12 protein-coding genes and 2 tRNA genes are annotated in these 13,159 nt (G+C 66.5%); 11 read left to right on the forward strand and 3 right to left on the reverse strand.

The window, feature by feature from the left end:
- Nucleotides 1–54: 54 nt before the first annotated feature.
- The 5 genes from gyrA to IBX18_RS04965 all read left to right on the forward strand — a co-directional run bounded on the left by gyrA (nt 55) and on the right by IBX18_RS04965 (nt 4,285).
- On the forward strand, nt 55–2,577 hold the full coding sequence (gyrA, locus tag IBX18_RS04950) for a DNA gyrase subunit A (protein ID WP_194832484.1): 2,523 nt from the start codon (nt 55–57) through the stop codon (nt 2,575–2,577).
- 42 nt (nt 2,578–2,619) lie between these two features.
- Nucleotides 2,620–3,840 carry a DUF3566 domain-containing protein gene (locus IBX18_RS04955; RefSeq protein ID WP_194832485.1) on the forward strand — a complete coding sequence of 407 codons (1,221 nt, stop codon included), beginning with the start codon at nt 2,620–2,622 and terminating at the stop codon, nt 3,838–3,840.
- Between the two features lie 158 nt (nt 3,841–3,998).
- Nucleotides 3,999–4,072: transfer RNA gene (locus tag IBX18_RS04960), tRNA-Ile, on the forward strand.
- Between the two features lie 29 nt (nt 4,073–4,101).
- Entirely contained in the window at nt 4,102–4,209 is a 108-nt protein-coding gene (locus IBX18_RS41915; RefSeq protein WP_222595215.1) for a DLW-39 family protein, read from the forward strand.
- A 3-nt stretch (nt 4,210–4,212) separates the two neighbouring features.
- A tRNA-Ala gene (locus IBX18_RS04965) sits at nt 4,213–4,285 on the forward strand.
- A 370-nt stretch (nt 4,286–4,655) separates the two neighbouring features.
- Here the strand turns inward: IBX18_RS04965 and IBX18_RS04970 are convergent.
- A complete protein-coding gene (locus IBX18_RS04970) occupies nt 4,656–5,846 on the reverse strand; it encodes a hypothetical protein (RefSeq protein WP_194832486.1) in 1,191 nt (396 codons plus the stop codon).
- A 40-nt stretch (nt 5,847–5,886) separates the two neighbouring features.
- Nucleotides 5,887–6,597: a YoaK family protein gene (locus IBX18_RS04975; RefSeq protein ID WP_194832487.1), complete on the reverse strand. Its 711-nt coding sequence runs from the start codon at nt 6,595–6,597 to the stop codon at nt 5,887–5,889.
- A 327-nt stretch (nt 6,598–6,924) separates the two neighbouring features.
- On the opposite strand from IBX18_RS04975, the gene IBX18_RS04980 reads away from it, so the two are divergent.
- The 4 genes from IBX18_RS04980 (at nt 6,925) to IBX18_RS04995 (ending at nt 11,273) form a co-directional block, all read left to right on the forward strand.
- On the forward strand, nt 6,925–7,425 hold the full coding sequence (locus IBX18_RS04980) for a pyridoxamine 5'-phosphate oxidase family protein (protein WP_194832488.1): 501 nt from the start codon (nt 6,925–6,927) through the stop codon (nt 7,423–7,425).
- A gap of 40 nt (nt 7,426–7,465) precedes the next feature.
- Nucleotides 7,466–8,395: an acyl-CoA dehydrogenase family protein gene (locus IBX18_RS04985; protein WP_194832489.1), complete on the forward strand. Its 930-nt coding sequence runs from the start codon at nt 7,466–7,468 to the stop codon at nt 8,393–8,395.
- Nucleotides 8,396–9,426: 1,031 nt separating this feature from the next.
- Nucleotides 9,427–10,434, forward strand: coding sequence for an ATP-binding cassette domain-containing protein (locus IBX18_RS04990; protein WP_194832490.1), 1,008 nt, complete (start codon nt 9,427–9,429; stop codon nt 10,432–10,434).
- A complete protein-coding gene (locus IBX18_RS04995) occupies nt 10,431–11,273 on the forward strand; it encodes an ABC transporter permease (protein ID WP_135234172.1) in 843 nt (280 codons plus the stop codon). The genes IBX18_RS04990 and IBX18_RS04995 overlap by 4 nt, the downstream gene beginning before the upstream one ends.
- Nucleotides 11,274–11,277: 4 nt before the next feature.
- On the opposite strand, the gene IBX18_RS05000 is transcribed toward IBX18_RS04995, so the two are convergent.
- Nucleotides 11,278–11,490, reverse strand: coding sequence for a hypothetical protein (locus tag IBX18_RS05000; RefSeq protein ID WP_194832491.1), 213 nt, complete (start codon nt 11,488–11,490; stop codon nt 11,278–11,280).
- 242 nt (nt 11,491–11,732) lie between these two features.
- Between IBX18_RS05000 and IBX18_RS05005 the strand changes: the two genes are divergently transcribed.
- Together IBX18_RS05005 and IBX18_RS05010 are read left to right on the forward strand one after the other, a co-directional pair.
- Nucleotides 11,733–12,260, forward strand: a complete 528-nt coding sequence (locus IBX18_RS05005) for a peptidylprolyl isomerase (RefSeq protein WP_194832492.1) — start codon at nt 11,733–11,735, stop codon at nt 12,258–12,260.
- A 4-nt stretch (nt 12,261–12,264) separates the two neighbouring features.
- Complete coding sequence (locus tag IBX18_RS05010; protein ID WP_194832493.1) at nt 12,265–13,131, forward strand: rhomboid family intramembrane serine protease; 867 nt, start codon at nt 12,265–12,267, stop codon at nt 13,129–13,131.
- The last annotated feature ends 28 nt before the right edge of the window (nt 13,132–13,159 follow it).

Consider the following 13,159-nt stretch of genomic DNA (forward strand, 5'->3'; position numbering starts at 1 on the left):
GCCGGTGCGCGTGCCCCGTCACCGCAACCGCACCAGGCCCGCTAAGGAGACTTCATGACCGACACGACGCTGCCTCCGTACGGAGGCACCGGCGGCGACCGGATCGATCCGGTCGACATCCAGCAGGAAATGCAGAACAGCTACATCGATTACGCGATGAGCGTGATCGTCGGCCGCGCGCTGCCCGAGGTGCGCGACGGCCTCAAGCCGGTGCACCGGCGCGTGCTGTACGCCATGTACGACAACGGGTATCGGCCCGACCGCGGCTACGTGAAGTCCGCGCGCCCGGTCGCCGAGACCATGGGTAACTACCACCCGCACGGCGACAGCTCGATCTACGACACCCTCGTGCGCATGGCGCAGCCGTGGTCGCTGCGCTACCCGCTGGTCGACGGCCAGGGCAACTTCGGTTCCCGCGGCAACGACGGCGCGGCCGCCATGCGATACACCGAGTGCAGGCTGACGCCGCTCGCGATGGAGATGCTGCGCGAGATCGACCACGAGACGGTCGATTTCATCCCCAACTACGACGGTCGCTCGCAGGAGCCGACCGTGCTGCCGAGCCGGGTGCCCGCGCTGCTGATGAACGGCAGCAACGGCATTGCGGTCGGCATGGCGACCAACATTCCGCCGCACAACCTGCGCGAGCTGGCCGAGGCGATCTACTGGGCGCTGGACAATTTCGACGCCGACGAAGAGTCCACCCTGGCCGCCTGTATGGAGCGGGTCAAGGGCCCGGACTTCCCGACCTACGGTCTCATCGTCGGTGGCCAGGGCATCCACGATGCCTACACCACCGGCCGCGGCTCGGTCCGGATGCGCGGCGTGGTCGAGATCGAGGAAGACAACAAGGGTCGCACCACCCTGGTCATCACCGAGCTGCCGTACCAGGTCAACACCGACAACTTCATCAACTCGATCGCCGAGCAGGTACGCGACGGCAAGATCGCGGGCATCTCCGACATCCACGACGAGTCCTCGGACCGCGCGGGCATGCGGATCGTCGTCACCGTCAAGCGGGACGCCGTCGCCAAGGTCGTGCTGAACAACCTGTACAAGCACACCCAGCTGCAGACCAGCTTCGGCTGCAACATGCTGTCCATCGTCGACGGTGTGCCGCGCACGCTGCGGCTGGACCAGATGATCCGGTACTACGTCAAGCACCAGTTGGACGTCATCGTCCGGCGCACCAAGTACTTGCTGCGCAAGGCCGAGGAGCGGGCCCACATCCTGCGCGGCCTGGTCAAGGCGCTCGACGCGCTCGACGAGGTCATCGCGTTGATCCGGCGTTCGGCCAACACCGACACCGCGCGCACCGGCCTGATGCAGATGCTGGATATCGACGAGATCCAGGCCACCGCGATCCTCGACATGCAGCTGCGCCGCCTCTCGGCGTTGGAGCGGCAGAAGATCGTCGACGAGTTGGCCAAGATCGAACTCGAGATCGCCGACTTGAAGGACATCCTCGCCAAGCCGGAGCGCCAGCGCGCCATCGTGCGGGACGAGCTGGCCGAGATCGTCGAGAAGTACGGCGACGACCGGCGCACCAGGATCATCGCGGCCGACGGTGACGTGGCCGACGAAGATCTGATCGCCCGCGAAGACGTGGTCGTCACGATCACCGAGACCGGCTACGCCAAGCGCACCAAGACCGACCTCTACCGCAGCCAGAAGCGCGGCGGCAAGGGCGTGCAGGGTGCCGGGCTCAAGCAGGACGACCTGGTCAAGCACTTCTTCATCTCCTCGACCCACGACTGGCTGCTGTTCTTCACGAACAAGGGCCGGGTGTACCGCGCCAAGGCCTACGAGCTGCCGGAGGCCAGCCGCACCGCGCGTGGTCAGCACGTGGCGAACCTGCTCGCCTTCCAGCCGGACGAGAAGATCGCCCAGATCATCCAGCTGAAGTCCTACGAGGATTCGCCGTACCTGGTGCTCGCCACCAAGAACGGCCTGGTGAAGAAGTCGAAGCTGACCGATTTCGACTCCAACCGCACCGGCGGCATCGTCGCGGTGAACCTGCGCGACGAAGACGAACTGGTCGGCGCCGTGCTGTGCTCGTCCGACGACGACCTGCTGCTGGTCTCGGCGCTCGGCCAGTCCATCCGGTTCTCCGCCACCGACGAGGCGCTGCGCCCGATGGGCCGCGCCACCTCCGGTGTGCAGGGCATGCGGTTCAACGCCTCCGATGAACTCTTGTCGCTCAACGTTGTGCGGCCGGATACATATCTGCTGGTGGCCACCGCTGGCGGTTACGCTAAGCGGACTGCGATCGAGGAGTACACAGCGCAGGGTCGGGGTGGTAAAGGCGTATTGACCATCCAGTACGACCCCAAGCGTGGCACCCTGGTCGGTGCACTCATCGTCGAGGACGAGGATGAGTTGTATGCGATCACGTCCGGTGGTGGTGTCATCCGGACGGTGGCCAAGCAGGTTCGCAAGGCTGGACGACAGACCAAGGGCGTGCGATTGATGAACCTCGGTGAGGGCGATACGTTGCTTGCTATCGCGCGCAATGCCGATGAGCCCGATCCCGATCTGCTCGCCGGCGACAACAGCGACACCGGTTCCTCTGAGTAGTAACCCAACAGCGGCGGCAACGAACGGATCTAAGGATTCCCATTGACCACTCCGAATCAGCCGAATGACGAGCGGCACCCGACGAACGGTGTGACCGAGCGGATCGCACCGTCACCGATTCCGCCGCGGCCGATCCCCCGGCCGAACTCGTCGGCCGAGAACGGCCAACCGGGTGGCGGGCAGCCGGGAGGCGGCCAGCCGAACGGTGGCCAACCGGGTGGTGGGCAGTCCGCCGCTGGCCAGCAGGGCGGGCAGCAACACGGCAGCCAGCAGCAGCACGGTGGTCCGCAGGGCGGTGGCCAGCAAGGCGGCGACCGATCCGGCGGGCAGCAGGGCGGGCAGCAACGCGAAATGCACGATCAGCAAGGCGATTTCGCGGGCAAGCAACCGGGGTCGGACCAGGCTCCCGGTCACGGCGGCCAAGATCCGTTCGATCAGAATGTCCGCATGAACAACTCAGAGCCCGGTGCGCCCGAGTCGGGGGATCAGTCCGGTGGCAACGGCGGTGGCCAATCGCCGTTCCAGGACGGCTGGGCGCAGCTGCCGCAGCGGGAACCACAGTCCAACCTGTACCGGCCGGGCCAGGCGCCGGTCACCGGACGACCGAGCGGCTCAGGGGGCCAAGGCGGTTCGGGCGGTGGCGGCCTGGGCGGTGGCGTGACCAACGCGCGCACCACCGCCGACCTCGCCGCCAAGGCGGCCCGCAAGGAAGCGGCGATGGTGAAGTCCGTCGGCATCGACGGACCGACCCGCAGCATCGCGCGCCCCGAGCTGATCAAGGACATGCCGGACCTGTCCGACATCCGGCACCCGCTGCCGCCGTCGGCCGAACACCACACCGGGCAGCAGCCGCCCATCTCGCCCGCGGTGCCGGTCGCGGTCGCCGCGGCCGTCGCCACCGGCGAGCCGCTGCGCGCCACCGTGCAGATCCGCCGGATCGACCCCTGGTCGACCCTGAAGATCTCGCTGGTGATCAGCGTGGCCATGTTCTTCGTGTGGATGCTCGCGGTCGGCCTGCTCTACATCGTGCTCGAGGGCATGGGTGTATGGGAACGGTTGAACAACACCTTCACCGACATGGTGTCCCAGGACAGCGGGTCGGTCGGGCTCATCGACGCGGGCACGGTCTTCGGCTATGCGGGCGTCATCGGGCTGATCAACGTGGTGCTGTTCACCGCGCTCGGCACCGTCGGCACGTTCATCTACAACCAGTGCTGTGATCTGGTCGGCGGCATCCAGGTGACGCTCGCCGATCCCGACTAGCACCTCGAACACCCAGCGGCCGGCGTAGTCCCTCCACCAGGGACGGCGCCGGCCGTTTTCGTCGATCGGCACCCCTGCTACCAGCCGTTTTGGTCGTTCACGGGCAAGTCGGGTAATCTCTAGCCTCGGCTCAGGTGGAAGAAAACAAGAGTCGATACGGGCCTATAGCTCAGGCGGTTAGAGCGCTTCGCTGATAACGAAGAGGTCGGAGGTTCAAGTCCTCCTAGGCCCACTCCCGAACATCACAGTAGGGTGGGAACCATGAAGTTTCTTGTCACGGTAGGCGCCGTGGTCGCGGTTCTCATCGGCATCTCCAAGCTGCGCCAGCGCACCGACGCCGACCTGTGGCACGAAGTCACCACCCGCTGACTCGGGGCCTTAGCTCAATTGGCAGAGCACTGCCTTTGCAAGGCAGGGGTTAGGGGTTCGATTCCCCTAGGCTCCACTCCACTCGTAGGCGAGCCCTGCACGCGGAAAGCGCGTGCGGGGCTCGTTTCGTCGTGTCTTGTGGGGGCGGAGCCCCCACACCCCGCCCGGCGGGGCTTTGCCCCCGGACCCCCCTTCTCGGGTGCGCCTTCTCGGGTTGTGTGCTGGTTTGATGTTTGCGGGGCTTCGCCCCGTACCCCTGCCGCTGGTCGCGTATCTGAGGTAACTCCCTTGCCTCGCTGACGCTTAGGTCGCTCGAATACAGCGCCAGCAAGTAAGCGAGCTGGCGGCAGTTTCGAGCCATTGGCAGGCGACTTGTTTCGCTGAGCCTCTGCCTGTCGCCGAACCCCCTAGGGCGGCACGCGGTTACGTGCCGCCGAGGGTTGAGCTCAATGCGGTACTGCCGCGGCCTCTAGACGGGTGAGGGTTTCGGGGTTCGGCCAGTGGCGGATTTCGTAGCGGCGGGGGGACATGCCGGGAATTGGTGTCAGGCCGGTGATTTCGGCTGCAGTGGCGAAGGGGACTTCGAAGAGGGTTTGCATTTCACCGTTCTCTTCGGTGCAGAAGAGGATTCGGTCGGCTTCGGGGAGTAGGTATTCGACGTCCTTGCCCCAGACGGTCACAGTGTAGGGACCCTCGTCGGTGACCATGTAGCGGACCGAGGCTACGAAGGCGGGGTCGAGGTCCTCGTGGTGGGGGTAGACGAAGTCGCGTTCCATCGCGGTTTTCAGGGCCTCGGTTTGGGCGTCGTATTCGGTGATGGCCAAGCCGCATCGGGCGCGGAGGGCGAGGGCGTGGTGGCGGTGGTCGGGTACCTGGTCGAGGGGGATTACGGTGCCGTTGTCGTCGACCGTGTAACCCTGGGGGGAGATGGGGCGGACGGCGGCGCGGTACTGCTGCTCGACCTGCTCGAAAAGAGAAGTGAGGTCGCCGTCGTCTGGGGTGATGATCAGAGTGTCGACCTCGGGCATGAAGGCGATGGGGCGGTGGGTGCCGTCGCCGGAGCCGGCGAGCCAGCCGGGGATCAGGGGCCAGGAGGTGCAGTAACCGTCGCCGTTGTCGGCGAAATGGAGCAGGCCCGGCTCTTTGATGCCGTGGGAACCGACCAGGGCCGTGAGGTTTTCGCGTGCGGCGGCGAAGACCTCGTCGGCGGCGATACCCCAGCGTTCCAGCGTCGCTCCGGAGACGATTGAGCGGGAGTGGGGCTTGTCGATCGCGACCAGTTCGTCGAGGAACGGGAGCACGGGGCGGGCGATCGGCAGCATCTCCTCGGTCGGGGTGTTGAGCCCGAAGCCGTTGGGGCGCAAGATCGGTCGCAGCAAGGCGCGGCACTCGAGCCAGGTTTCCGGTGCGTCGTTGTCCTGGACGCCTGCGATGTAACGGGCTATCCGGGCGTCCCGATCGTCGGCCGGGAGGTGGGCGGCCTCCCGGAAGATATTGCCCAGGTACAGCTCGAGGTCGCCGACGGTGATCATGAACTCGTCCGGATCGTACTTCGCGTCTTGCTCGCCGGCCTCGGTCAATCGCTGCAGGACGAGCGCCGCGAACTGATCGGCGTCGGCCCTGAATTTCTCCTCCACGCGGCAACCGTAACCGGACCGACCGACGAGTGCACAGGAGTCAGCGGCCCGACAGCGGTCCGTGCCGGTCGAGGTGCAGGTAGGTGTAGCCGGTGACGATCAGGCAGACCACGGTCGCGGTGATCAGCATCGCCCAGCCGGCGACCAGCATGCTCAACAGGCCACCGAGCAGGGCGCCGAGCGCGAAGCTCAGATAGAGCAGGAAGTAGCCGAGCCAGTCGGCGTAGTCGCCGCCGCTGATATGGCGTTCGATGCCCTGGGCCAGCTTGACCAAGGTTCCGGTGACATAGCTCAGCGGCACCGACACCTCGCCGTCCTTGACGAACGAGGTGTTCAGCGCGCCGACGCCGAACGCGACGAACAGGATCGGCACGAAGTCGATGTCGGCGGTCTCCGGGTTCTGGAACCGGACGATGTCGATGATCGACGCGGTGGCCAAGCTGAAGGTGGTCAGCAGGGTCGGCCCGTGCGGATGCCCGGACCAATAGTGTCTGCGGCACCAGGAGGCGACCACGACGCCACCGACGAACGACGCGAGCAGTCCCGCCGCCGCGGCCGCCGTGTCCTTCTGACCACTGAAGTGGCCGAGGATGGCACGCTCGGTATTGCCGGTCATGAACGTGACGAAGTAGCCAGCGGTGTGCATGAACGCCGCCGCGCCGATCAATCCGGCCAGTGCGGCCAGCACCCAGGACAGTCGCGCCTCGTTGTCGAAAAGTGCCCTCTTGCGAGCTTCGTCCGGTTTGCGCACAGGTCGGGCTCCTTTCGGGGCGGATGGTCCTCCTCAGTGTTACCGCTCGTCGGAGGAACGCGCATGTGCAGCGCCGTAGGTTGCCGGATGGTCACCAGCGTCGAATCGAGTGTTCGTCCGACGATCGGGTCGATCGAGTGGTCGGTATCCGCGCAGTAACCGAGTGACTTCGATGTGCCGTCTTCCCTGTTCAGTGCTGGTGACGCATGATGCTGTCAGTTACCGGAAGTAACCGTACGGGCCGACTCGGGACAGTGGCGAACGGAACGTGCGTACACCGACAGACAGCCGGTCCGTTGTGATCGGTCGCACGAAAGGAATGGCAGCATGACGAACAAGGTGACGGCCTTCGCCGACATCGAGACGGAGTTCGACACCTTCGTCGGACAGATCGGCTACGCCACCATGGTGACCGTGGACAAGCAGCATCGGCCGAGGACGCGGGTGCTGATCCCGGTCTGGGAGCACGCGGACGGCACGCCGCTCGGCTGGCTGGCCACCTACAAGACTCCCGTCAAAGCGGCACACATCGCCGCCAATCCACATGTGAACTTCTCCTACTGGGCGCCGGGCAACAATTCGGTGGCGGTGGACGCGACGGCCGAGTGGGCCGACGCGCCCGAGATCAGAGAGCGGGTGTGGCAGCTGTACCGGCAGACCAGCCCGCCGGGCGCCGGCTACGACCTCGGCCAGTTCTGGCACTCACCGCAGGACCCGAAGCTGCAGATCCTGCGGCTGGACCCGTGGCGGATCCAGGTGATTCGCGGCCGGGATCTGCGCAGCCGGATCTGGCAGGCGCCGCCCGAGGTAGCACGCGCCGCCGGGTGACCACACCGCTCTCCATCGCACCGCCGGTTACCGTGCACGGGTGGACTCCGTGCTCGATTTCCTGCTGACCGAACCGCTCGCCGCGACGCCGCTCGATGATGCCGGCGCGGCCTGGACGCGACATCGGGTGGCCGCGAACCGATTCGGCAAGCCGGTCGATGTCGCCATCGCGGGCGGATTCGGCGCCGACCGGCTCGGTTACGCGTTCCTGTCCGGGTATCAGGAGGCGGTGCGCACGCTGATTCCGGACCTGCCCGCTGACGAACTTGTCGCGTTGTGTGCGACCGAGGCGGGCGGCGGGCACCCGGCGGCGATCCGGACCACGCTGATCGAAGACCGCGGCGAGTTCCGGCTCAACGGGACCAAAACCTTTGTCACGCTGGGCAAGCTGGCGCAGCGGCTGGTGGTACTGGCCAGCGTGGGAGCGGCCGAGGACGGCCGGAATCGGTTGCGCGCCACCGTGGTCGACGCCGGTGCGACCGGGGTGCACGTGACGAATCTGCCCGCGACTCCCTTTGCCCCGGAGATCCCGCATGCGATGGTCACGCTGACAGATGTTGCGGCAGAGGTGTTACCGGGTGACGGCTACCTGGATTACCTCAAGCCGTTCCGCACGATCGAGGACATTCATGTGCTGGCCGCGGCGCTCGGCTGGCTGGTGCGGGTGGCGCGCGAAGCGGGCTGGTCGCATTCTGTGCTGGAGCGACTGCTCACCGTGGTGGCGGCGGTGCGTGGGCTCGACCTCGATGCGCCGAGTTCGCCGGGCGTGCACATCGCGCTGGGTGGCATATTCGCGTCCGTCGAGCGGTTGCTGGCGGAGCTGGATTCGCTGTGGGCGTCCGTGGATTCGGTGACCGGGCACCGGTGGGAGCGGGATCGTCCGCTGCTCGGGATCGCCGGACGGGTGCGTGATCAGCGTCTGGCTACGGCCTGGCGATCGGTGCTACCCGGCGAGAATCAGGCCGTCTGACCTGGTCCGGAAATGGGGAGCGGGCCTCGGCGAAGGGGGGGAGTTAGCCGAGGCCCGCGTAAGGTCGGCCCGGGGGGGAGGGGCCGACTTGAATGATCCTACGCGATGATTCCCGATTGTGTGCGCGTGGGGAGTGCCACTTTTTGAAGATTTTTTGGGTCCGCTTACTTTCTGCTAGTTCGTGACCGTTTCGGGTAGGTGGGACCCTCCGGGGGGCCACTGTTCGGCGGTGGCCTGGTGTTTGCCAAAACCACTGTTGCGCAGGTCGATACCCGCTCCTTACGCCTTGCGATCCGGGGCTGTTACAGCCTGACAAAACAAGCCGACCGGTCGCTGTGTGGGGAGAATCGCTGCCCCGCGAGCACGATTCGACGGCGGTGGGCGACCGACGCCGATGCGTGTCGGTAGTCGGCGGCCGGAATCTGTCGTACCCCGGTGCGAACATGTGTTCGTGTTCAGCGGGTTCCGGCCGATCGAACGGTCCGAGCGAGCAAGGGGCCCGGGCGCTTTCGCGTGGGCGCAGCCCGGTGCACGAGTACCGCGCGACGACGATTCGGGTAGTCCGCTACGCACGACTCGATGGACCACACGCGGGAGTATCGAACCGGTCGCACTTCGATCCGGCACCCCCGAGCACCGCCTGGATCGAGGTGCGGCCTTCGTTTGTGGGAGGCGCGTCCGGGCCGATTCGGGGGTGGGCAATCCGCCATTAACTCTGTACGTTGTAGAGAGAAAGATTCGCCGCGCGCCCAACCGAAGGACCGAGCGATTGCACATCACTTCGCACACCGTGCCCTCGGCTCTCCCTCAGGGCAACATCGGGCAACCTCGGCGCCGAGGGATGCCCGGTGGTGGCGGGCACGCGCTTTTTCAAGATCGCAAACCGGCGCAAATCGGATGAAATTGTCGGTGGGTGGCGCAATACTGACTCGGGTATCGGCCATTTCCCCCGGCCCAGCGAATTCGGTCGGCACCAGATCACTGGCGTCGTGCAAATACATCCCACGAAAACTCACGAACTCAGGAGAATCATGCCCGACGCAATAGTCGCCGAGGGTCTGGTCAAACGATATGGCGATCTGGTCGCCCTCGATGGACTCGACCTCTCGGTTCCGGCGGGGACCGTCACCGCGCTACTCGGACCCAACGGCGCAGGTAAGACCACCACGGTCCGGGTGCTCACCACCCTGCTCGTGCCGGACTCCGGCCGGGCGACGGTCGCGGGCATCGACGTGCTGCGCGAGCCACGGACCCTGCGCTCCCGCATCGGCGCGTCCGGCCAATATGCCGCGGTGGACGAATATCTCACCGGTTTCGAGAATTTGGAAATGGTGGGGCGGCTCTATCACATGGGGGTGCAGCGCAGTAAGGAGCGCGCACGCGAACTGCTCGAGCGGTTCCGGCTCAGCGACGCCGCCGACCGGCCGGTGAAAACGTACTCCGGCGGCATGCGCAGGCGACTCGATCTGGCGGGTGCGCTGGTGGCGAACCCGCCGGTGCTGTTCCTCGACGAGCCGACCACCGGCCTGGATCCACGCGCCAGGCTGGCGCTGTGGGACGTCATCGAGGAGTTGGTGGCCGGCGGCACCACGCTGTTGCTCACCACCCAGTACATGGACGAGGCCGACCGGCTGGCCGACGCCATCGCGGTGATCGACCACGGCAAGGTCATCGCCCGCGGCACCGCCGACGAGCTCAAGACCCTGGTGGGCGGCGACCGGATCGAGCTCACCGTGGACCACGCCGACAACCTCGGTACCGCGATGCAGGCGCTGAAAGGCCTGGCCGACGGCGAGATTCACGTCGAGCCAGGGCTGCGCCGCCTCACCGTCCCGGTGGCCGACGGATCGCAGGCGCTGGTCGCAGCGATCGGCAAGCTCGCCGAACACGACGTACGGATCAACGACGTCGGCCTGCGCAGGCCCTCGCTCGACGACGTCTTCCTGACCCTCACCGGGCACGAGGCCGAGGAACTGACCAACGACAACGGCCGCGCCGCGGCAGAGCGGCAGGCCGCAGTGGAAGGAACGACCCGATGACCACGATGGCTCCGGTGCACGAGCGGCTCTCGCTCGGCGACAAACTGTCGATGGTGGTGAGCGACAGCCTGACCATCGCCAAGCGCGGGGTCATCAAGATCAGGCGCGTGCCCGACGTGCTGATCTTCTCGACGCTCTCGCCGATCATGTTCGTGCTGTTGTTCGCCTACATCTTCGGCTCGGCGATCGAGATCCCCGGGGTGAGCTACCGGGAGTTCATGATCGGCGGCATCTTCGCGCAGACCGTGGTGTTCGGTGCTTCGTTCACCGGTGCGGCGCTGGCCGAGGACATGCAGAAGGGCATCATCGACCGCTTCCGTTCGCTGCCGATGGCGCCGTCGGCCGTGCTGATCGGGCGCACACTCAGCGACGTGGTGATCAACGTGGTCAGCCTGACGGTGATGTCGCTGACCGGTCTGGCGATCGGCTGGCGGATCCGCGGCTCGTTCCTGGACGCGGTGCTGGCGTTCCTGCTGCTGTTGCTGTTCGCCTACGCGGTGTCCTGGATCATGGCCTACGTCGGGCTGCTGGTGCGGGCACCGGAGGTCTTCAACAACGCCAGTTTCATCGTGGTGTTCCCGCTGACGTTCATCGGCAACACCTTCGTGCCGAGCGACAAGCTGCCGACGGTGCTGCGCGTGATCGCCGAGTGGAATCCCGTCTCGGCGCTGACTCAGGCGACCCGCGATCTCTTCGGCAACACCAGTGCGGTGGCACCTACGCCCACCGCGTGGTCGCTGCGCAATCCGGAGGTGACCACGCTGATCTGGGTGGTGGTGATCATGGCGATTTTCGTACCGCTGGCGGTCCGGCAGTACAAGAAGACCGTCAGTCGCTGAACCGCTAGCGGCCGTTCTCCGCGCCCGCTCCGGCTACCGGAGCGGGCGCGGAGCCGTTGCGGGAGTAGCCGATGCGCGGGGGCGCCGGTGCCGGTGCGGGCGGCTGCGGCCGCTTGCTGCGTACCAGCCAGGCCACGCCACCCGCCAGCGCGACGGCCGCCGCGACAATGAGCCGGTTACGAGTACGTGTGGATACATGTAGGGGCCCCATGGTCATTGGCCCATGCTGGCACAACCGCGCCGTTCATGCAGTAGCTCCAGCTCAGCGGCTCACCCGGGTGTGCCGTAACCACTACTGATCGGTTCAGGTGGCGGGTCGGACGGCGACTCGCCCGCGGCGCGGACGACCACCGTTTGCGTCGCGGGTAACTTCGCCTGGCGCACCGGAACTCGACCCGACACGGGTGGTACCGGCCGGTGCGCTGCGGTTCCTGAGCGGCGGGACCGTAGCATTGCGGCGTGACCTCACCGAACCAGACCGCTGTGGCGACGCTCCACACGAATCGCGGCGACATCAAGATCTCGCTCTTCGGTAACCACGCCCCCAAGACGGTCCGCAACTTCATCGGGCTCGCCGACGGCTCGGCGCCGTACACCACCGCGAACGCGAGCGGCGGCAGCACCGGCCCGTTCTACGACGGCGCCGTGTTCCACCGGGTGATGGACGGGTTCATGATTCAGGGCGGCGATCCCACCGGCACCGGACGCGGCGGACCCGGCTACGAGTTCGGCGACGAGTTCCACCCGGAACTGCGCTTCGACCGCGGCTACCTGCTGGCCATGGCCAACGCCGGACCGGCGACCAACGGGTCGCAGTTCTTCATCACCGTCGGCCCGCAGCCGCACCTCAACCGCAAGCACAGCATCTTCGGTGAGGTCGTCGATCCGGAGTCGCGCAAGGTCGTCGACGCCATCGCCAAGACGGCGACCGACCGCAATGACCGCCCCCTGGAACCCGTCGAAATCACCAAGATCACGATCGAATGAGCTTATGACCGCCCAGCCGCCTGCGCCGACGTGCGTTCGCCATCCCAATCGTCCGACCGGCCTGGCGTGCACGCGCTGCGGACGGCCCTCCTGCCCGGAATGCCTGCGCCCCGCGGCGGTCGGCCAGCACTGTGTCGACTGCCTGCAGCAGGGGCAGCGTGATGTGGCGCCGGTGCGCACCGTCGCAGGCGCGCCGGTGGCCAGGGCGTCGCTGCCGTACGTGACCTACGCGTTGATCGCGATCAACGTGGCGATCTACGCGATCACCGCGGTGCAGGCCCAAAGCCTGATGGCGAACCGGGCCTCGGCGCTGTTCATCGACTGGATGCTCTACCCGCCTGCGGTGGCCGGCGGCGAGTGGTGGCGGGTGATCGGCTCCGGCTTCCTGCACTACGGTCCGATCCATCTGCTGCTCAATATGTTCGCGCTGTATGTGATCGGCCGGGACGGCGAGCTGGTACTCGGACGGCTGCGCTACCTCGCGGTCTATCTCGTGTCGCTGCTCGGTGGTTCCGCCGCCGTCATGGTGTTCGCGCAGGACAGCTTCACCGCAGGTGCATCGGGCGCGGTATACGGCCTGTTCGGGGCGATCACCGTCATCCTGATCCGGCTGCGGCAGAACCCGAATCAGATGCTGATCCTGATCGCCATCAACGTCTTCATCAGTATCTCGTTGCCGGGCATCTCCCTGTGGGGACATCTCGGCGGGCTGGCCGCGGGCACGCTTGCCACGCTGGGCATTCTGTTCCTGCCGGGCTGGCTGCGCGTGAAATCGCAAGAGACCGCACGGCTCGTGGGCTGGATCGCGGTCGCGGTCATCGCACTGGTGTCGTTCGGGGTGATCGGCGCCACCGCTATGTCGCTGGCCTGACTCGGGATTCGTGGTGTGGCTTCACGTG

The organism is Nocardia sp. XZ_19_369 (assembly GCF_015355715.1).
Classification (GTDB): domain Bacteria; phylum Actinomycetota; class Actinomycetes; order Mycobacteriales; family Mycobacteriaceae; genus Nocardia.